Origin of the sequence: Asticcacaulis aquaticus (assembly GCF_028550415.1) — a bacterium.
Lineage (GTDB): Bacteria > Pseudomonadota > Alphaproteobacteria > Caulobacterales > Caulobacteraceae > Asticcacaulis > Asticcacaulis aquaticus.
This window is the reverse complement of the sequence record NZ_JAQQKX010000026.1, coordinates 1-18,683: the sequence shown is the minus strand read 5'-3', so window position 1 is coordinate 18,683 and position 18,683 is coordinate 1. Positions and strand designations below refer to the sequence as shown.

Below are 18,683 nucleotides of genomic sequence, written 5' to 3'. Positions count from 1 at the left end.
ACGCCGTCTGAGACCGCTTCACAAGCCGCCAAAGTCGTACGGTTGTAAAACCCTCACTTCTGCCCAGCTTTGCCGGGCCACAGACGCTTACATCCTTCCCCGTTTACGGGGAAGGTGGCGAACAAGCGCGAAGCGATTGGGCGTCGGAAGGGGGAGCGCAGTGTCAACGCACACGACAGGCGTTTGGGATATTCTACGGCTTCCCCCTTTCGTCAGTTCAGCCTCACGGCTGCCCTGCCACCTTCCCCGTAAACGGGGAAGGATGTAAGCGGTTTGGCCCCGTAAACGGGGAGGATGTTACCCCGCAAACGGATAGGCGGTCGCGCTCTTGATCCATTCATCGACCGAGAGGGTGCGAGTGACCGGCGGGGCGGCGCGCTCGACGCAATTGGGGCGTTCGCACAGGCGGCACATCGGCCCGACCTCGATGGCGGCAGGGTTGGTGAGGTCGAGGCCACGCGCATAGACCAGCTTGTCGGCGTATTTCAGCTCGCAGCCCAGCCCCAGCGCCTGTTCGGCAAAGGCCCCGCCATCCCAGCCGCGCAAACCCCGGTCCAGCGTCCGCGACAGGGTGAAATAGCGTGCCTTATCCGGCGTTTCGATGACCTGCGTCAGGACGCGGCCCGGTGACTGAAACGCCTGATGGATGTTCCAGCGCGGACAGGCCCCGCCGAAGCGCGAAAACGGAAACTTGCCCCCCGCAAAGCGCTTCGAGACATTGCCCGCCGAGTCGATGCGCATCAAAAAGAACGGCACGCCGCGTTGGCCGGGGCGCGACAGGGTGGTCAGGCGGTGGGCGGCCTGTTCAAAGCTGACGCCGAACGGCGCGCGCAGCAGTTCGAGGTCGTAGCCGCATTGTTCAGCGGCCTCATGGAATCGCCCATAGGGCATGAGCGTCGCGGCGGTCAGATAGTTGAGCAGGGCGATCTTAAACAACCGCCCGGAAGCCAGGTCCGGCGCTTTCGCCCGTTCGACGCGGGCGTTCAGGTCCGCGCCGTGCAGCGACAGGGCCAGTTGATAGACGATGGCGAAGGCGCGCGATGAGGGGCTTAAGGACTCCGACAACATCAGCCTGCGCCGGTGCGGGTCGTAGCGCCGCTCATAGATCAGCATCACCGAGGCCGGCATAAACCGCACCCCGATGCCGAAATCGCTTTGCAGCTTGCGTTCGGCGGCGGCCTCCAGCGTGTGCGGATCGCCGCCCAAAGCTTCGAACAGTGTCTCGCCCAGTTCGTCGAACTCCGGGAAGAAGTTGTGCGCGGCCTGAATCTGATCGCGGACCCAGTCGGACGGCGACTGTTCGTTGAGGATTTCAGCCGAACTGAGGTCGATCACCTCACGCGTCCGGCGTTCCTTATAGGCGCGATAAAGCCGCAGCATGGCTTCGGCCACGGTCGGCGAGGCGGCGACCAGATCGGCGATTTCGCGTTTCGGCGCGCGCAGGTCCTTGAACAGCGGATCGGCCAAGACCTCGGTCAGGTCGGCCTCGCCCGACGGATCGGCGTCCGAGGTAAAGGTGCGCATATCGAGGTCGTAGGTCGCGGCCAGTTTCAGCAGCACCTGCGCCGTGACCGGGCGCTGATTGCGCTCGATATGGTTGAGGTAAGAGGCCGACACGCCAAGGTCCTCGGCCATCTTCGTTTGGCTGAGGTTCAGGTCGTGCCTCAGGCGTTTCAGGCGCCCGCCGAGGAACAGTTTGCGATCGAGTTCGGACATCAGTCCACGACCTTCACCTGAATTTCCGCGCCATCCGGCAGGTCCTTGATCTGAAGCGCCACATTTCCGGCCGCACCTATGACCTGTGCGGTCGGTGCCATGCCAATATTGTCAGGCGCATATTCCCCGCCCAAGGGTGACCAGATTTTGAAACAATAGGAATAGCCTTCAGGCAACGCGCCCCATGTGTCGACCGCCACCTCGACCAGCTTCTCCATTTCCCAATCAAGCTGAAACTCTTCGTCTGCGAGCAAGGCCTGATATTCGGCCTCCGTCGTGGCAACGATCTCACAGCCAAGGTCTTCGGGACATATGCGCCAGTACTGGCCGTCCTGGCTGAGAAACAGCACATTACCAAAGGCATTGAGCATCAATACGCGGTCGATATCGAACCCGACCCAGCCCCACTCGCTTTGAATTGTGTCGTTCAGGCTCATGTCGGTATCTCATTCAGGGGTTTGCTAAGTCATTAAGTCATAATTTTACAAAAATAGCAATGTCACGTTTTGCCAATTGACGCGGCAATTCAGGCGCAAAAGCTATTTTTTCCTCTGATTTGGCGCTTTACTCGTCTCATCAACCCGCGGCCACCGCCGCCAGAAAGGAGACATATTATGACAAATTCACCCTTCGCTACACCTCTGATGGCCCTGAGCCCCTTCGACTTCGCCACGGCCTACATGTCTTCGCTGGCCCTGTGCGGCGCGGGCATGTCGCGACAAGCGGCCATCATGGCCCACCGCGAAGACCTGAATCGTCTGCGTCAGACCGCGCAGCCGCAAACCCAGACCGCTTAGAGCGCATTCCAAAAAGTGTGCAACGGTTTTTGGAATCAAATGCGCGGCAACACAAAAGATTAGAGCGCGGTGCCGATCCAACCGGATCGGGACGTGCTCTAAGTCCCTCCTCCCCGAAAAGGACACCTCCCATGACCACCTTCGAACGCTTAGTCCCCAATGCCCCGCCGGGCCGTTTCGACGGCATCACCCGGCCCTACAGCCCTCAGGAGGTCGAGCGCCTGCGCGGTTCGGTCGTTCTGCAAAACACCCTGGCCGAACGCGGCGCCAACCGTCTGTGGGAATTGCTGCACGATGAGCCCTATATCAATGCGCTGGGCGCCGTCACCGGCAATCAGGCCATGCAGATGGTCCGTGCGGGCCTCAAGGCCATCTATCTCAGCGGCTGGCAGGTCGCGGCCGATGCCAATACGGCATCCGCCATGTATCCTGACCAGTCGCTTTACCCGGCCAATGCCGCGCCGGAACTGTGCCGCCGCATCAATCGTACCCTTCAGCGCGCCGACCAGATCGAGCACGCGGAAGGCGGTGCCAAGCGTGACTGGTTTGCCCCGATCGTCGCCGATGCCGAAGCCGGTTTCGGCGGGCCATTGAACTCGTTCGAGATCATGAAGGCCTTTATCGAGGCGGGCGCCTCCGGCGTTCATTTCGAAGACCAGCTGGCCTCGGAAAAGAAGTGCGGCCACCTCGGTGGCAAGGTGCTGATCCCGACCCAGGCCCACGAACGCAACCTGATCGCCGCGCGCCTCGCCGCCGACGTGATGGGTGTGCCGACGCTGACCGTGGCCCGCACCGACGCCGAGTCGGCGCAACTGATCACGTCTGACGTCGATGAGCGCGACCATCCGTTCATCGACCGCGACAATCGCACACCGGAAGGCTTTTTCCGCCTCAAACCCGGCACCGGCCTCGATCATTGCATCGCGCGCGGTCTGGCCTATGCGGACTATGCCGACCTGCTGTGGTGGGAGACCTCGCACCCCGATCTCGACGACGCGCGCCGCTTCGCCGAGGCCGTGCACAGGCGGCATCCGGGCAAGCTTCTGGCCTATAACTGCTCGCCGTCCTTCAACTGGAAGGCCAAGCTGGACGAGGCGACCATCGCGAAGTTTCAGCGCGAGCTGGGGGCCATGGGCTACAAGTTCCAGTTCGTCACGCTGGCCGGGTTCCACTCGCTCAACAACGGCATGTACGAGCTGGCCTCGGGTTACCGCGACCGCGGCATGGCGGCCTATTCGGAGCTGCAACAGCGCGAATTCGCCAACGAAGCGGCAGGCTATACCGCCACGCGTCACCAGCGCGAAGTCGGGACCGGCTATTTCGACGCCGTCGCCATGACCATCACCAACGGGCAGTCGTCCACGACCGCCATGAAAGAGTCCACCGAAACGGCCCAGTTTGAGGCCGCTGAATAAGGAGTGATTGCTATGAATACGTACACACGTCCCGACGCCATCATCGACTTTTGTCTGGCCCCGCTGCAACTGAATCCGATGAACGAAGCGACACACGAGACGCGCCGCCGCCTGGAGCACGTCATCCGCACCTTCCAGCTCAAGGCCGCCCAGCCGGTCGCGGTGGACTTCTCGCAGATGCCGACCCTCGTCATCAACGAGGCCGCCCACGGTTACGAATAGACGCGCGACACCATAGATAAGACGCGCGTCCATCGCCCTCTCTGTTCGCCACCCCCATAGAACAGAGAGGGCTTTTTTCTTTTTGAAGACCTGCTACATCCGGAGGACCGTCCATGCCCCTCGATACCCTGATGACCCCTGATATAAAAATCACCGCGCCCGTCACCGATCGCATGGGCGACATCCTCACCTCTGAGGCCCTGACCTTTCTGGCGCAACTGCACCGCCGTTTCGAGCCGCAACGTCAGGCGCGGCTGAAAGCCCGTCGCGAGCGCCAGAAAACGTTCAACTCTGGCATCCTGCCCGATTTCCTGCCGGACACCCGCCACGTCCGCCAAAGCGACTGGACCGTCGGTCCCATCCCCGCCGATCTGCGGGACCGCCGCGTCGAGATCACCGGCCCGGTCGATCGCAAGATGATCATCAACGCGCTGAATTCCGGCGCCAAGGTCTTCATGGCCGATTTCGAGGACGCCAATGCGCCGACCTTCCCGAACTGTATCGACGGTCAGATCAATCTGAAAGACCGCTGGGCCGGGGCGCTGTCCTTCGACGATCCGGCGTCGGGCAAGGCCTACCGTCTGTCCGCCACCCCCGCCACCCTCATTGTTCGTCCGCGCGGCTGGCGGCTGGAAGAACGCCACGTTCGCGTCAATGACGAACCGATGTCGGGCGCGCTGTTTGATTTCGGCCTCTACATGTTCCACTCGGCGAAGCTGGCTATGGCCGCCGGTTCCGGGCCGTATTTCTACCTGCCCAAGATGGAGTCGCATCTGGAGGCCCGCCTGTGGAACGAGGTTTTCGTCTTCGCGCAGGATTATTTGAAAATCCCGCGTGGCACGATCAAGGCCACGGTCCTGATCGAGACCCTGCCGGCGGCGTTTGAAATGGATGAAATCCTGTACGAATTGCAGGACCATATCGTAGGGCTGAACTGCGGACGCTGGGACTATATTTTCAGCTTTATCAAGACCTTTGCTGAAAATCCGCTGTTCGTCACGCCGGACCGCGCCAAGATGGTCATGGGCGACGCCTTCCTGCGCGCCTATTCGCGGGAACTGATCAAAACCTGCCATCGGCGGGGGGCCTTCGCCATGGGCGGCATGGCCGCGCAGATCCCGGTCAAGAACGATCCGGCGGCCAACGAAGCGGCCTTTGCCCGCGTCCGCGCCGACAAGGAGCGTGAGGCCGGGGATGGTCACGACGGGACCTGGGTCGCGCATCCGGACCTTGTGCCGGTGGCCATGGCGGTCTTCGACCGCCTGATGCCGACGCCGAACCAGCTCCATGTCACGCGCGACGATGTGGTGACGACTCAGGCCGATCTGCTGCGCGTCCATCAGGGGGCGCGGACCGAAGCGGGCCTGCGCGAAAATATCCGCGTCGGGGTGCAATATATCGAGGCGTGGCTGCGCGGTAAGGGCGCGGTGCCGCTGTATAATCTGATGGAGGACGCGGCGACTGCCGAGATTTCGCGGACACAGGTCTGGCAGTGGATTCGCCACGCGGCGAAGCTGGAGGACGGCACGACGGTGACGCGCGAACGGGTCGAGGCGCTGATTGCCGACGAGATGGCGAAACTGCGCGAGGTTCTGGGTGACGGCTTTACCAAGGGCCGGTTCGAGGACGCCATCGGGTTGTTTACGGCCATGACCCTCAGCCACGCGTGTGGGGATTTCCTCACCGTTCCGGCCTATGAGATGCTCACTTAACCCCCTCTCCCTGAGGGAGAGGGCTGGGGTGAGGGGGAACTGTTTATGACGCGCTCGGTCCTGCCATTTTCCCCTCACCCGGCTTCGCAAGCTCAGCCACCCATCGCTGGCGAAAGCTATACTTTCGCTGGCGCTATACCCTCAGGGAGAGGGAGTTTAATCTTCGCCCCTGAACGCCGAGTGGTGTTTGGTATCCCGAGTGAACACATAGACCAGCAGCGATACGCCGATACAGCCCGACACGTACCAGAAGAAGGCGCTTTCGACCCCGGCCTGTTTCAGCCACAGGGCCACATATTCCGCCGTCCCGCCGAACAGCGACACGGCCAGGGCATAGGGCAGGGCGACGCCCAAAGCCCGGACGTGTGGCGGGAATAGTTCGGCCTTCACCACGGCATTGATCGAGGTGTAGCCGCTGACGATGATCAGCGCCGTCAGGATCAGCGCAAAGCCTTGCCAGAAGCCGGTCGCGCTACCCAGGGCCGTCATGATCGGCACGGTGGCGATCATCCCCAAAACCCCAAAGCCGATCAGCAGGGGCTTGCGGCCTACACGATCCGACAGGGCGCCGAACAATGGCTGTAAGCACATGAAGACGAACAGGGTGGCGGCCGACACCAGCGTCGCCTGCGGCTTGGTCCAGCCCGACGTATTGACCATGAATTTCTGCATATAGGTGGTGTAGGTATAGAAGGCGACCGTGCCGCCGAGCGTCAGGCCGACGACCTGTAACGTCTCCCACGGGTGATGCCGCAAGAGCCGCCAGACGCGGCTGCCGGCCAGTTTCTCGGCGTTCTGAAACGACGGCGTTTCCTCGATATGGCGGCGGATGAACAACACGGCGACGGCCAGTGCGGCGCCGATGACGAACGGGATGCGCCAGCCCCAGTCGTGCAGTTGCTGCTCGGTCAGCAGGAATTGCTGGAAGACGACCAGTACGGCCAGCGCCAGCAACTGCCCCATGATCAGGGTTACATATTGAAACGACGAATAGAATCCGCGCCGCTTTTGCCCGGCCATTTCGGAGAGATAGGTGGCGCTGGCGCCGTATTCGCCGCCGACGCTGAGGCCCTGAAGCAAACGCGCGAAAAGGAGCAGGATCGGCGCGCCGACGCCAATGGTCGCATAGCCCGGCGCGCAGGCGATAATCAGCGAGCCGAAGCACATCAATAAGACTGAGAAGGTGAGGGCGGCCTTGCGTCCGTAGCGGTCGGCGAAGACGCCCAGACACCAGCCGCCGACGGGCCGCATCAGGAAGCCGACGGCGAAGATGGCGGCAGTATTGAGCAACTGCGCCGTCGGGCTGGACTCAGGAAAAAACACCGGCGCGAAATAGAGCGTAAAGGCCGAATAGGTGTACCAGTCGTACCATTCGACAAGGTTCCCCGCCGATCCCCCCAGGATCGATTTCAGCCGTGCCCATTCGGTTTTCGGTGTGTTGTGCATAGATTGAACCTCACATAACGCCGGTCGTGGGTCAATTGCCTCTCATTCATACCTCCCTGCACTTTAGTGCGGGGAGGAGGGAGGCCGAAGGCCGGAAGGTGGGGTGTATTTGAGGCTTCAACGACCATGGTCTGTGGGAAACTACCTAGGACCACCCCACCCGTCATCGCTCTGCGATGCCACCCTCCCCGCCAGCGGGGAGGTATGATTATTTGATTGGCATTTGACGCCCGCGCCGGGTTTCAGTAAGGCTTTTACCAACACCCACACCGAGTAAAACGTGGCCCAAATGAGCACCGAAATTCCGCCCCCCGAAGTCATCTATGTCGAAGGTCACAAGGTCGCCTGCAACGGCGGCGGCGGGGCGCTGGGCCATCCGCTGGTCTATCTCGAACTGGGCGCCTCGGGCGAAGTCGAATGCGGCTATTGCGATCGCAAGTTCGTCCATAAGGACCATGCGCACGACTACGCCGATCCGTCGCCGCGTCCCGAAGGCGCGCACTAAACTCTTTTGGAAGGGTTGGATATGCGTTACCTGCACACCATGATCCGGGTGACCGATCTCGATGCCTCGCTCGACTTCTATTGCAAGGGGCTGGGCCTGTTCGAGGTCCGGCGCAAAGAGTCGGACAAGGGCCGCTTCACGCTGGTCTTTCTGGCCGCGCCGCTCGATTCGGCTACGGCTACCGTCAATGGCGGCGATCGCGCCGCGCCGCATATCGAGCTGACCTATAACTGGCCGGACGGGAACGGCGTCGTCGAAGACTACGGCAATGCCCGCAATTTCGGGCATCTGGCCTATGAGGTCGACGACATCTACCGCCTCTGCCAGCACCTGAGCGATATGGGCGTGGTCATCAACCGTCCACCGCGCGACGGCAATATGGCCTTTGTGCGCTCGCCCGACGGGATCAGCATCGAACTGCTGCAAAAAGGCCCGCCGAAGGAACCGCAGGAACCGTGGCTGAGCATGGCCAATGTGGGGAGCTGGTAGGCGCTATTTAAACAGCGCCTGTTTGCCTTCGATCACGGCGTCATAGGAAAAGACGACCTCGGGGTCCGGCGTCTCGACGCTGACCGTATAGTCCGGGCAGCCGATGGCGTGCAGCACGTGGCGGATCGTATTGAGCCGCGCCTTTTTCTTCTTGTCGGTCTTCACGCAGGTCCAGTGACCGGTCGCGTGGTGCGAACGACGCAGCATCTCGTCGCGCGCTGCCGAATAGGCGTCCCATTTCTCCTGTGCCACGGCATCGAGCGGCGACACTTTCAGACGTTTCAGCGGGTCAGAGCGCCGGTCGTCCAGCCGCTCCTTCTGCTCGTCCTTCGAGATATCGAGCCAGAACTTGATCAGGACGATATCGCTGTCGGCCAGCATGGATTCGAACGACGCCACGTCGCGCAGGAAAATCTCCTGTTCGTGCGGTGTGGAAAAGCCCATCACCTTTTCGACGCCCGCGCGATTGTACCAGGAGCGATTGAAGATCGCCCATTCTCCGGCGGCGGGCAGGTGCGCGGCATAGCGCTGGAACCACCATTGCGTCTTTTCGCGATCGGACGGCTTGGGCAGGGCCATGACGCGGGTCTGGCGCACCGACAGGTGCTCGGTGATGCGCTTGATGACGCCGTCCTTGCCGGCGGAGTCGCGGCCTTCGAAGACGATGCACACCTTCTTGCCCTCGGCCTGCGACCATATCTGGGCATCGACCAGAGCGGTCTGCAGGCGGGCCAGCTCGGCTTCGTAGTCGTCGTCGGTCATAGGCGTCTCCCTGTGTTCAGGAAACATGACCTGATCGGGCGCCGGGTTCAAGCCGGGACGTGATCACGCTTTACGCGATCAGGCGGCCCTCGATACTGACCAGACGCAGGTGCGCCGGAAAGGCCGGGGCGTCCGCCGTTTGCAGGCGTGCCGATTTGAGACTGAGGCGGCCCGCGCGCGGCAGGTTCGTATCGTAGTGCGCTTCGAGGCGGAAAGCGTCCGGCTGCGGCCCCAGCGGTTGATATAGACCGACGAAGCGATCGATCAGGCCATCCTGATTACGCAGCGGCGTCAGCAGAATTTCAGCGCTGAGGAGGTCGTCCCCGACCTCGGTCGTGACACACAGCAGAAGCGGCTGTTCGCGGTGCCGGGCCGAGGTCAGGGCCACGATCAGCGGGGCCTGAAAGGCGGGGGCGAACAGGGCCGTGAAATCGCTGCCTTTCAGGCCGGGGCCGTGAAGCTGCTCGATAAAGCCGCCCGCCAGACGGAAGTTGAAGCCGCCGGTGCGATGGTCGCCCGCCGCCAGCATCAGCATCTGCGGCATCAGGGTCTTCATCCGCGTCGGATCGAAGGCATCGCGGGCCGGGGCCTTCTGCGGCGTATCTTGCAGGCCGCGCCAGGCGGTGAGGAACTGAGCTGTGCTATTATGGGCCATGACGGTCTCCTTTGGCGAACCCGGAGCAAGAAACCGGCCCCAGACGCGTCTCAGGCGAAAATTCTTTGCCTAAAGGGGTTTGCGCTTAATAATGCGGCAAGTTTGCACCGGTATGGTTCTTGCTGAACCTCTCATCGAGCGGGTGTTCGCCGTGCCAGACCGGCACGTTTTGGGACATCCTGTTATAGAAATGACAGACCCTGCCGCCGAAACCGGACCGCGCGCTGCGCTTACGGGGACGCCGGATCAAATATGGAGCGTTGAATGCGCGTTAAGCCTGGAAAGACTTTTGCCACCCTGATCGGGCTTGGCCTTTTGGCAGTGGCCGGTCAGGCGGCCGCCGGTGCCGGTTGCAATAACGGCTGTTCGCCGCCCGCCCCGCCGAGCCCGCCTTCGCATCCGGGCAAGCCCAACATGCCGGGCGGCGGCGGTTGCGGCGGTGGTGGCCAATGCGGCGGCGGCCACAACGGCAATGTCAATGTCAACGTCAATGTGAACGTCAAGGCGGGCGCCAGCGCCAACGCCTATGTCGGCCCGGGTTCGTTCAACGGTTCGGGCTCCGGCGCGACCTATTACGGCGGCGGTTACGGCAACTGGTCGCAGACGCCGGGCACCCCGTCCAGCATGGGCCTCAACGTCGAAGGCGGCGAAGTCCGCGCCATGGAATCCTATTCGGCCTCGCGTTCGCTGACCAAGATCATGATCATCGAAGCCGCCTGCATCGACGACAAGGGCGTGCCGCACCCGGCCTCGCAGGTCTTCGGTGCCAAGGACGTCAACAGCGCCTATGCCGGCGAAGTCTATCGCTGCATCGCGGGCACCAAGATGCGCTATACCCTGACCGACAAGGACTCCCGCGACGGCGGCAAGTCCTACGACTGCCGCAAGGGCGAGGCCCTGTGGTACGACCGCAACGTCGTCACCTGCAAGGTGCAGATCGCTGAGCGTCAGTGCAACGAACGCTCGCTCCTGCGCAAGTTCGGTGCCGGCGTGAAGATCCTGACCCTGGTCACCACCGAAAACTATCAGGCCCAGCGCGAAGTCGTGAAGCAATCGTCGGCGAGCTACTCCTCGCAGATGGTCTTTGATGGCGGCGTCGGCGGCTTCGTACAATAAGCCATCCGGTCTGACGGCCTGCGAAGGGCCGTCTCGCTGCGATACGATGCTCACGTACTTAGGTACGCTGCGCTTCGTGTCTCGCGAGCCAATCCTTCTCGGCGCATCATCCCGGCGGCTTACCGCACGAAGATGTGCCCAATGGGATAAACCAGAAACGCAGCTACAGACTAAAAAACCCCCGTCTCAGACTGAGACGGGGGTTTTTGTTTTCTTATACCTCCCCAGCTTGCTGGGGAGGTATGATTTTCACTTACGACGCAGGCTTATCCGCCGCTTTCTCAGCCGGCTTGTCCGCCGGTTTCACCTGGATGCGCAGGACCTTTTCCTTGACCAGCCACTTCTTCGCCTCGGTCTGGATATCCGCCGGAGTCACCTTGAGCAGTTCCGCCTTGCGCGAGCGGATCGCCGCCAGATCGCGCGGATCGGCCTGAATGCCCGGCAGGGCGCCGATCCAGTAGCCGTTGGTCTTGACCTGCACGTCGTAGCGGTCGAGGACCGGCTTGCGCGCGCGCAGCAGTTCGTCCTCGGTGATCGGCTTGGCCTTCAGATCGTCGGCGATCACCATCACCGAGTCGAAGAAGGTCTGGTCCACCTCGGGCTTCACGGTCGCCGAGGCCGACAGGTAGCCGAAGCCCTTGAAGGTGCTCGACATGGTGCTGCCGGCGGACGAGCCGTAGGAGGCCCCCTGCTTTTCGCGGATCTCTTCGGTCAGGCGCAGGGTCAGCACCTCGGCCAGCAGTTCCGTGGCGCGGGCTTCCTGCGTGTTGGCGAAGAAGTCCGTCGTCGGCCAGGCGATGAACGAAATGTTCTGATCGGCGCGGCCCGTGTGCGTCAGGACCTGATGCAGGTTGGTTTTGGGGAAGGTGAGGGTGTCGGCACCCTTGACCGGCGTGATTTTCTCGGCGCGCTTGGGCAGGGTGGCGAAGGTGGTGGCCAGCACCTTTTTGACGTCCTCGACCGTGATGTCGCCGACGATGGTGATTTCGATCGGGGCATTGGACAGGATGCCCGACACCAGCGCCTTGATCTCGTCGTTCTTCACCGCCAGGGCGGCGTCCTGCTCGGGCAGGCCGAAACGCTTGTCGCCGTTGCGCAGGATGCGCGGACCCTTGGTCGAGAACACCGCGCTCGGCGTCGCAGTGATGGTCTGGTACAGGTTCGGAAGCTGCGATTTGATGCGTTCGAGCGCCGCTTCGCGGAAGCCCGGATCGGTGGTGAAGGCCGTCAGCACCTGCATCTGCAGGCCGAAATCGTCGGGGGTGGTGCTGCCGGACAGGACGGTGGCCTCGTCGCCGATGCCGAAGCCGGTGCCGAACAGACGGCCCGCCAGCGTGTCCTTGATTTCTTCGGAATCCAGCTTGCCCAGCCCGCCTTCGCGCAGGCCGGTCCAGTTGGCGGCGCTGATCAGGGCGCCCTTGTCCTGACCGATGGTCGTCAGGCCGCCGTCGAAGCGGATATTGACCAGAACCTCGTTGTCCTTGAAATCGGTCGGCTTGATATTGACGCGCACGCCGTTGGCATAGACCAGCTGCGTGACGCCGATGTCGGCCAGCACCGTTTCCTTGACGATGGCGGCGGGCGCCTTGCCGAAGGTCTCATAAGGCCATGCCTTCTTGACCGTGGTGGCGGGCTTGTCGACCTGTTGCGCCAGAAGCGTCTGATGGGTCGCCAGAAGTGCGGCCTTGTCGAAACCGCCCAGATCGTTGGCCATGTGCGCGACCATCGGGCCGTCGCCGCTGAACAGGGTCTTGGCGCGTTCGCTCACCGCGGCGGTGGTCAGGCGCGGCTTGATCTTGTTGAAGAAGGCGAGATCCTGCGACGGAGCGGTCATGACCTCCTTGTCGCCCAGCGTGCCGACTAGCTGGTTGACGATGCTGCCGGTGTCGCGCGTCTTTTCACGCTTGGCGGCGGCTTCCTGAGTGGCGGTCCAGTTGGCGAGGACGCGGGCGACTTCCTCGTCGGTGGCGCCATAGGTCTCGAACTGACGCACCACGGTCAGGGCCTGCTGATAGGCTTCCTTGTCCTTGCCGGGCTTGGGCGTGATGTCGAGGTCGATGGCTTCGGCGGTGCGGGTGATCGTACCATTGCCGACCGAGGCGGCGGAAAACGCCGAGTCCGGCGACTTGGCCAGACGTTCGAGACGCTGATTGACGACGGCAAAGGCGAGGTCGTCGAGCATGTCGGTGAAATCCGAGGCTTCGGTTTCCCACGAATCGTCAAACGGCTTGAACCACGACACCTGAAGGCTGTTGCTCAGGCCGGCCTCGGCATAGGTATAGGCATTGAGGGTCTTTTGCGGGCCGTAGGTGCCGAAGCTCAGCTTGTCCAGCGGGCGCTTGGAGCGCGGGGTGAGGTCCGAGAACTTCGCCTTGATCTTGGCCTCGATCTGGTCGGCATCGATGTCGCCCGCCACGATGATCGTGGTCAGTTCCGGGCGGTAGAAGTCGTTATAATAGTCGACAAAGGCCTGAGCCGGGGCTTCGGCGATGATCTTGGTCGAGCCGATCGGCAGGCGCTCGCCATAGAGCTGGCCGGGGAAGGCGGCCTTGGCCCAGCCGATATAGGCGCGCAGACCCGGCGAGTTGCGGGCGCGCTCTTCGCCGAGTACCACGCCGCGTTCCTTGTCGATGGCCTTGGGGTCCAGCGTCAGGTTACCGGCGGTCTCGCGGAACAGGAACAGGCCGGTGTCGATGATTTCCTCGTCGTTCTTCGGCAGGTCCAGCATATAGACCGTCTCGTCGAACGAGGTGTAGGCGTTGGTGTCCGGGCCGAATTTCAGGCCGTGACGCTCAAGGATCTTGACCATGTCGCCTTCGGGCACGTTCTTGGAGCCGTTGAAGGCCATGTGCTCAAGGAAGTGGGCGAGGCCGAGCTGGGCTTCGGATTCCATCATCGAGCCGGTGGCGAAACGCATGCGCAGGGACACGACGCCCGGCGGGGTCTTGTTCGGATAGATGATATAGGTCAGGCCGTTCGGAAGTCGGCCATAGCGCGCCTGGGCGTCGGGCTTGATGTCCGAATGGGCCTGGGCGAACTCGACCGCGCCGGGCAGGATGGCGGGGGCGGCGGCTTCGGCCGCCACGGCGACGGAGGCCAGCGGCGTCAGGGCCGTGGTGGACAAGGCCGCGACAACAAATGCCGACAGGAGGTTCTTGCGCGAAAACATGAAAGGGTCGCCCTTTGAGATTGATCTGGACAGGACCATTTCAAAATTTACGATCTGAATAAAGTTACGAAACGTTAATGTGATCGCCAAATCCTTCCCCGTTTACGGGGCCAGAGCCTTAAACATCCTTCCCCGTTTACGGGGAAGGTGGCAGAACAGCCGAAAGGCTGGGCTGACGGAAGGGGGAGATGGTAGGCAACACAAACACTGGCGGTGGGTTTTGAAACACCGCTTTCCCCCTTCCGTCACTTCGCTGCGCTCAGCGCCACCTTCCCCGTAAACGGGGAAGGATTTAATCGTTTTGGGTCCCGTAACGGGGAAGGATGTAACGAAAAGCCCCCTCCGTCGCCGGAAGGGGCTTTGCGATAGTCTGAACCGGTTGAACCGCTTACTTGCCGTTGCCCGACACGTAGTAGGTCGCCGTATTGCCGATCGCCTTGGCCGACGACACGATCGCGCGGCCGGAGCCCGTGATATTGACGTTGCTCGTGGCCGAGACATCGGCATTGTTGATCTGCGTGCCCTTGACCGTCATATCGGCCTGACATTCCGAACAGGCATAGGCGTAGGCCGAATTGCCGGTCGCTTCCGACGACACATAGGCATCATAGCCATCGTGGCCTTCGAAGCTGGCCTGCACGTCGATCGGACCGGCATTGAACTGACCGACGTCGATATTGACGTACTTGTCGTTGTTGCCCGCGACCATATTGTTGCCGACGCCCGAAGCGGACGAGTGAGCCTCGCCGTACTCATAGGCCGTCAGCACGCTCTGGGCCTGAACCTGACCGCGGTTGGTCTGATCCGTCGCCGTGACCAGCGACCCGCCGGTATTGTACAGGCTGATCGTATTGGCCGACGCGTCCGACTGCGTGGCCATGTTCCAGGCATTGCCCGCATTGGCCGAGACGTAGGACTCAGTGCGCCCGGTCACGTTCTGCGTCACCACGTGTTCCTGCGACCCGCGATCGGTCGAGTTGGAACCGTAATAGTTGTTCTGCGCCGTGGCCGTATAGAGGTTCGGCGACGGCGAATAGTGCAGCACGACGCCGGTGCGGGCGCGGGCCTCGGCCTGCGAGTCCTGCGCGGCGGTGGCTTCGAGGCGACCATTGGTCACCTGATAGGCCTGATGGTTGACGACGGCGACCGAATTGATCTCGCCCGAATCGTAGATCGAGTTGTTGGGCGAGTTGACCTGATTGTCGGCGTGAACATTGACGGCCCCGGCGGCCTGGTTGGTGTTCGACACCAGCTTGCCGTCCTCGGTCGTGAACGCGCCGTAATTGCCGACGGCCTGGCCGGTGATGTACAGCGGCGTGCCCAGCGACTTGCGGTAGTCTTCTGCCGCCGCCGTACCGTTGACGGTGGCCGACGAGACGACATTGCCGCTCAGGGTCTGGTTAGACGACAGGGTGGCGTCCACCGCCTTGTTGCCACCGGCCATGCCGTTGCCGTGCGCCGAGGTCTCGACCTTCAGCACGTCGTAGTTCTCGACCACATTCAGGGTCTGGGTCGAAAAGACGTCGCCCAGCTGCACCTGAGTGTTGGTGATGTCCAGTGACTGACTAGTAGCGGCCGTTGCCAGAGCTGCGGTTGCTAGTATTGTGCCAGCGGCTAGGATCTTCGCGCGTACCCGCATTGTTGGTCTCCAGATTGTCGTAGGCCGGGGTGAAACCGCCGGTCTTGCCCAGCGTGGCGTCGTTGAGGAAGTCGTCTTTCGGGTTCAGGCAGATGTCCGGGCCCGAAACGCCGTAGAGATTGGCCATGAATTCCAGCGTGGCGCGCTCGATGAGGGCGCGCACGGCCAGCTGCATGGGCTCAAGCCCGCCTTCGCCCGCCGAAACGTCGAAGATGTTGCCGTTGAAGAAGTCGAACACGCCCGCCTTGATTTCGCGGCCGATGATCTGCTTCTGGTAGGAGATGACGTCGACCACTTCCAGCGTGCGGGTGTCGACCAGACGCAGGTCCAGCGCGACGTTCATCACATAGAGGCGGCCGTTGACGATGCCCTTGGTGTCCTGCGCATCGGTGTCGCCGACATAGGCGTCGATGCCCGACGAACGGATATTGTAGTTCAGCTCGGTAATGCCGCCGACGATGTGGAAGTCGGAACCGGCGATCTGGCCCGCCATGATCTTGCGGTAATCGCCCGCTTCGGTCGGATTGGCCGTCTCATTGTCGGTGATCAGCTTGTTGTTGGCGTATTTCAGCTCAAGCTCCGACACCGACGTGTCGAAACGCTCGACCTGACGGGCGCCGGATTTCGCCAGAGCCGTCATCGCCATCAGCGACGCGCCCTGGGTGATCTTGCGGCCGCCTTCGTATTCCACCTTGCCGGTGTAGTCCGAGATACGACCGACGGCCATGCGCGGCGAGGCGAGGTTGTGCTTGCGGGCATAGGAGCCCATGCACACCAGCGCGTCCGAATAGGCGGTCGGGTTGGCGGTGACCGGCGCATTGCCGATCGGCTTGGCATAGACGCCCGACGGACCGGCGACCGGCGACACGCAGGCCGACAGGGTCATGGCGCCCGCGGCCAGCGCGATCAGGCTGATGGCGCGGAGGCGGCGATTAGATTTCTTCATATCAGAAGCCATTGAGATTTCCTGTGATGTCCGTTTCGGTGCCCGCCGTGGCGGTCTTGGTGCCGTTGGTAGCCGTGATGTTGCCGTTGTTGATCTGGGTCGAATTGACGATCACGGTGTTGTAGTTGCCGCTGACCGTGACCGAGAGATTGTTGCCGATGGCGGTCGCGCCCCCCAGAGCCCCGGCACCGGAATAGCTATCGCCGGCGCCATAGGTCTTGGACTGCGAATAGACGCTGTTGTCCGAACCCGTGACGATCACGCCGTCCAGCAGGACGCGGTTGCCGTTGGCGTCGCGCGTCGAGACGTTGACGGCCTGTTCTTCCTGACCGCGGGTGCGGCCATAGCCGGTCTCGAAGCCGGTCGAGGTCGTGCTCATCGTCTGGGCCGAGGCGGCCCCGCCGATAAGGCTTAACGCGCCGAACGCAGTCACCGCATAAATGTTGAACGACATGAGGGTCTCCTGTCAGGCTTTCGCCCTTCACTCGGGAGGGGAAAAGCAATTAGGATGCCAATGTCGCCATGAACCTTAAAAATTAGGTATATTTCGCCGGAAAAAGAGGTAAATGGATTAAAAATAAGGGTTTAAGGCGCAATTCGTGCGCTTTGGGCCACGCTTTCGGCGGTAATCGGATGCGGTTTACCTTAATGCGGGCGGACTATGTCGTGATGGAAATGAAAAACGAGCCCTACAAAGAACCTCTGTTCACCGCGCCGTGGCCCGCCGTGGTCCTCAGTGGGCTCATTTTGGCACTTTACGCCTTACAGTCTCATTTCGATACACGCGGCATGATTCAATACGCCTTTGGCTTGAATCCGACGCTGTTGTTTTCGCAAGGGGCCTACGACACGCTGGTCACGACGATGTTCCTACACGGCAGTTGGACCCACGCCGGGTTCAATGCCCTGTTCGGACTGGCCTTCGCCAGCGGCGTGGCGCGCGTCTTTGGCACCCATTTCAGAGGGGCGGTGCTCTTCTATATATATTACCTGCTGTGCGGGGGGCTGGCCGGGCTGATCTATTGCCTTGTCTTCCCTGACCGCAACGTGTTGCTGATCGGGGCGTCAGGGGCGATCTCCGGGCTGATGGGCGCGGCGATCCGGCTGGGGCCGGGCTATATTCTGCCGGTCACCGATAAGCGTGTCGTCGGGATGAGCCTGGCCTGGCTGATTATCAATGCCTTGTCCGCCTTTGTCAGCCTGGTGCCGGGCGAGGGGCCCATCGCGTGGGAGGTCCATCTGATCGGTTACGCGCTCGGCCTGCTCAGTATCGGCGTCTGGATGCGGCTGTTCCGGCCGCGCTTTTTTCGCACACCCGTTAACTAACGACCTCACGTATATTTGACGGCAGGGTCAAATATAAGCCTTGCCATGCGCGACGCCTCGCATAACTCTGTTCCCTTCCGCCGAAGATGCGGATTGGCCATAGGGAGAGGGTCGTGCTGATCAATCAATTGCTGAACGCCAAGGGGCATCAGGTCTTTACCGTGTCCCCCGACGATACCGTGGCGGCGGTGTCCGCCCTGCTGCATACGCGCAAGGTCGGGGCCTTCGTGGTGTCCGACAGTCTGGGGCGTGTGGTCGGTATCGTCTCCGAGCGCGACATCATAGGGGCGCTGGCCCGCGTCGGTGCGCGGTCGCTCGATATGCGCACCGAGGAGATCATGACGAAGGACGTCATCGTGGCGCGCCTGGGGCAGACGGTCGACTCCCTGCTGGAGCTGATGACCGATCGCCGTATCCGGCACCTGCCGGTAATGGAAGGTCAAAAGCTGACCGGCATCATCTCTATAGGGGATCTGGTGAAGTCCAAGATCGCTCAGGCCGAACACGAAGCCCAGACGCTCAAGGCCTATATCGCGGCGGGCTGAGTCGCCGGCGGCACTCCTAAGGCACATAATATCCCCGAAACGCCTGTTTTGGCGATTCCGGGGATAAGTGTGAATTTTTTAAAAATAGGTGTTGCGCTGGGCGGGAAGGATTGTCTATAAGCCGCACCTCGACGGGGCGCACCCGCCGGCGGTTGTTGAAACCGAAGGCACACAAGGGTTTGCTCAGTCAGTCATCCTTTTAAAATGGCCTGAATAGGCTGGC

The 18,683-nt window shown here is 61.9% G+C and carries 18 protein-coding genes; 9 read left to right on the top strand and 9 right to left on the bottom strand.

Translation table 11 applies throughout. The features are described 5' to 3' along the window. Positions 1-297: 297 nt before the first annotated feature. Positions 298-1,716, bottom strand: a complete 1,419-nt coding sequence (locus tag PQU92_RS18400) for a helix-turn-helix domain-containing protein (protein ID WP_272749761.1) — start codon at positions 1,714-1,716, stop codon at positions 298-300. Next, on the bottom strand, positions 1,716-2,153 hold the full coding sequence (locus PQU92_RS18395; protein ID WP_272749760.1) for a T6SS immunity protein Tdi1 domain-containing protein: 438 nt from the start codon (positions 2,151-2,153) through the stop codon (positions 1,716-1,718). The genes PQU92_RS18400 and PQU92_RS18395 overlap by 1 nt, the downstream gene beginning before the upstream one ends. Positions 2,154-2,330: 177 nt before the next feature. Between PQU92_RS18395 and PQU92_RS18390 the strand changes: the two genes are divergently transcribed. From PQU92_RS18390 to aceB, 4 genes are all read left to right on the top strand, one after another. Beyond that, on the top strand, positions 2,331-2,513 hold the full coding sequence (locus PQU92_RS18390) for a hypothetical protein (protein WP_272749759.1): 183 nt from the start codon (positions 2,331-2,333) through the stop codon (positions 2,511-2,513). Positions 2,514-2,644: 131 nt separating this feature from the next. After that, positions 2,645-3,928: an isocitrate lyase gene (gene aceA / locus PQU92_RS18385; RefSeq protein ID WP_272749758.1), complete on the top strand. Its 1,284-nt coding sequence runs from the start codon at positions 2,645-2,647 to the stop codon at positions 3,926-3,928. A 12-nt stretch (positions 3,929-3,940) separates the two neighbouring features. Further along, positions 3,941-4,150, top strand: a complete 210-nt coding sequence (locus PQU92_RS18380; RefSeq protein WP_272749757.1) for a hypothetical protein — start codon at positions 3,941-3,943, stop codon at positions 4,148-4,150. 113 nt (positions 4,151-4,263) lie between these two features. Beyond that, positions 4,264-5,862, top strand: a complete 1,599-nt coding sequence (gene aceB, locus PQU92_RS18375) for a malate synthase A (RefSeq protein WP_272749756.1) — start codon at positions 4,264-4,266, stop codon at positions 5,860-5,862. A 156-nt stretch (positions 5,863-6,018) separates the two neighbouring features. Here the strand turns inward: aceB and PQU92_RS18370 are convergent, their stop codons facing one another. Continuing rightward, positions 6,019-7,308 carry an MFS transporter gene (locus PQU92_RS18370; protein WP_272749755.1) on the bottom strand — a complete coding sequence of 430 codons (1,290 nt, stop codon included), beginning with the start codon at positions 7,306-7,308 and terminating at the stop codon, positions 6,019-6,021. Positions 7,309-7,597: 289 nt separating this feature from the next. Here PQU92_RS18370 and PQU92_RS18365 point away from each other — a divergent pair, with 289 nt between their 5' ends. Continuing rightward, complete coding sequence (locus PQU92_RS18365) at positions 7,598-7,813, top strand: zinc-finger domain-containing protein (RefSeq protein ID WP_023462881.1); 216 nt, start codon at positions 7,598-7,600, stop codon at positions 7,811-7,813. Between the two features lie 21 nt (positions 7,814-7,834). Continuing rightward, complete coding sequence (locus PQU92_RS18360) at positions 7,835-8,302, top strand: VOC family protein (protein ID WP_272749754.1); 468 nt, start codon at positions 7,835-7,837, stop codon at positions 8,300-8,302. A gap of 3 nt (positions 8,303-8,305) precedes the next feature. Here the strand turns inward: PQU92_RS18360 and ppk2 are convergent, their stop codons facing one another. Together ppk2 and PQU92_RS18350 are read right to left on the bottom strand one after the other, a co-directional pair. Then, entirely contained in the window at positions 8,306-9,064 is a 759-nt protein-coding gene (gene ppk2, locus PQU92_RS18355; protein WP_272749753.1) for a polyphosphate kinase 2, read from the bottom strand. Positions 9,065-9,134: 70 nt separating this feature from the next. Then, the gene (locus PQU92_RS18350; protein WP_272749752.1) at positions 9,135-9,719 is read right to left on the bottom strand and encodes a PAS domain-containing protein; all 585 of its coding nucleotides are present in this window, start codon (positions 9,717-9,719) and stop codon (positions 9,135-9,137) included. 264 nt (positions 9,720-9,983) lie between these two features. Between PQU92_RS18350 and PQU92_RS18345 the strand changes: the two genes are divergently transcribed. Further along, complete coding sequence (locus PQU92_RS18345) at positions 9,984-10,835, top strand: hypothetical protein (RefSeq protein ID WP_272749751.1); 852 nt, start codon at positions 9,984-9,986, stop codon at positions 10,833-10,835. A gap of 253 nt (positions 10,836-11,088) precedes the next feature. Here the strand turns inward: PQU92_RS18345 and PQU92_RS18340 are convergent, their stop codons facing one another. The 4 genes from PQU92_RS18340 to hfaA all read right to left on the bottom strand — a co-directional run bounded on the left by PQU92_RS18340 (position 11,089) and on the right by hfaA (position 17,043). Then, the gene (locus PQU92_RS18340; RefSeq protein WP_272749750.1) at positions 11,089-14,004 is read right to left on the bottom strand and encodes a M16 family metallopeptidase; all 2,916 of its coding nucleotides are present in this window, start codon (positions 14,002-14,004) and stop codon (positions 11,089-11,091) included. Between the two features lie 388 nt (positions 14,005-14,392). Then, positions 14,393-15,643, bottom strand: coding sequence for a holdfast anchor protein HfaD (gene hfaD / locus PQU92_RS18335; RefSeq protein ID WP_272749749.1), 1,251 nt, complete (start codon positions 15,641-15,643; stop codon positions 14,393-14,395). Beyond that, complete coding sequence (gene hfaB / locus PQU92_RS18330; protein WP_272749748.1) at positions 15,570-16,589, bottom strand: holdfast anchoring protein HfaB; 1,020 nt, start codon at positions 16,587-16,589, stop codon at positions 15,570-15,572. Before hfaB ends, hfaD begins: the two co-directional genes overlap by 74 nt. Before the next feature lies 1 nt (position 16,590). Next, positions 16,591-17,043: a holdfast anchoring protein HfaA gene (gene hfaA / locus PQU92_RS18325; protein ID WP_272749747.1), complete on the bottom strand. Its 453-nt coding sequence runs from the start codon at positions 17,041-17,043 to the stop codon at positions 16,591-16,593. 179 nt (positions 17,044-17,222) lie between these two features. On the opposite strand from hfaA, the gene PQU92_RS18320 reads away from it, so the two are divergent. Both PQU92_RS18320 and PQU92_RS18315 read left to right on the top strand, forming a co-directional pair. Then, complete coding sequence (locus PQU92_RS18320) at positions 17,223-17,915, top strand: rhomboid family intramembrane serine protease (RefSeq protein ID WP_272749746.1); 693 nt, start codon at positions 17,223-17,225, stop codon at positions 17,913-17,915. Positions 17,916-18,028: 113 nt separating this feature from the next. Next, positions 18,029-18,460, top strand: a complete 432-nt coding sequence (locus PQU92_RS18315) for a CBS domain-containing protein (protein WP_272749745.1) — start codon at positions 18,029-18,031, stop codon at positions 18,458-18,460. The last annotated feature ends 223 nt before the right edge of the window (positions 18,461-18,683 follow it).

What these genes read in the sequence shown, in the direction of transcription:
- PQU92_RS18400 (WP_272749761.1), bottom strand. Translation starts at nt 1,716, where the DNA reads ATGTCCGAACTCGATCGCAAACTGTTCCTCGGCGGGCGCCTGAAACGC.
- PQU92_RS18395 (WP_272749760.1), bottom strand. Translation starts at nt 2,153, where the DNA reads ATGAGCCTGAACGACACAATTCAAAGCGAGTGGGGCTGGGTCGGGTTC.
- PQU92_RS18390 (WP_272749759.1), top strand. Translation starts at nt 2,331, where the DNA reads ATGACAAATTCACCCTTCGCTACACCTCTGATGGCCCTGAGCCCCTTC.
- aceA (WP_272749758.1), top strand. Translation starts at nt 2,645, where the DNA reads ATGACCACCTTCGAACGCTTAGTCCCCAATGCCCCGCCGGGCCGTTTC.
- PQU92_RS18380 (WP_272749757.1), top strand. Translation starts at nt 3,941, where the DNA reads ATGAATACGTACACACGTCCCGACGCCATCATCGACTTTTGTCTGGCC.
- aceB (WP_272749756.1), top strand. Translation starts at nt 4,264, where the DNA reads ATGCCCCTCGATACCCTGATGACCCCTGATATAAAAATCACCGCGCCC.
- PQU92_RS18370 (WP_272749755.1), bottom strand. Translation starts at nt 7,308, where the DNA reads ATGCACAACACACCGAAAACCGAATGGGCACGGCTGAAATCGATCCTG.
- PQU92_RS18365 (WP_023462881.1), top strand. Translation starts at nt 7,598, where the DNA reads ATGAGCACCGAAATTCCGCCCCCCGAAGTCATCTATGTCGAAGGTCAC.
- PQU92_RS18360 (WP_272749754.1), top strand. Translation starts at nt 7,835, where the DNA reads ATGCGTTACCTGCACACCATGATCCGGGTGACCGATCTCGATGCCTCG.
- ppk2 (WP_272749753.1), bottom strand. Translation starts at nt 9,064, where the DNA reads ATGACCGACGACGACTACGAAGCCGAGCTGGCCCGCCTGCAGACCGCT.
- PQU92_RS18350 (WP_272749752.1), bottom strand. Translation starts at nt 9,719, where the DNA reads ATGGCCCATAATAGCACAGCTCAGTTCCTCACCGCCTGGCGCGGCCTG.
- PQU92_RS18345 (WP_272749751.1), top strand. Translation starts at nt 9,984, where the DNA reads ATGCGCGTTAAGCCTGGAAAGACTTTTGCCACCCTGATCGGGCTTGGC.
- PQU92_RS18340 (WP_272749750.1), bottom strand. Translation starts at nt 14,004, where the DNA reads ATGTTTTCGCGCAAGAACCTCCTGTCGGCATTTGTTGTCGCGGCCTTG.
- hfaD (WP_272749749.1), bottom strand. Translation starts at nt 15,643, where the DNA reads ATGCGGGTACGCGCGAAGATCCTAGCCGCTGGCACAATACTAGCAACC.
- hfaB (WP_272749748.1), bottom strand. Translation starts at nt 16,589, where the DNA reads ATGAAGAAATCTAATCGCCGCCTCCGCGCCATCAGCCTGATCGCGCTG.
- hfaA (WP_272749747.1), bottom strand. Translation starts at nt 17,043, where the DNA reads ATGTCGTTCAACATTTATGCGGTGACTGCGTTCGGCGCGTTAAGCCTT.
- PQU92_RS18320 (WP_272749746.1), top strand. Translation starts at nt 17,223, where the DNA reads ATGCGGTTTACCTTAATGCGGGCGGACTATGTCGTGATGGAAATGAAA.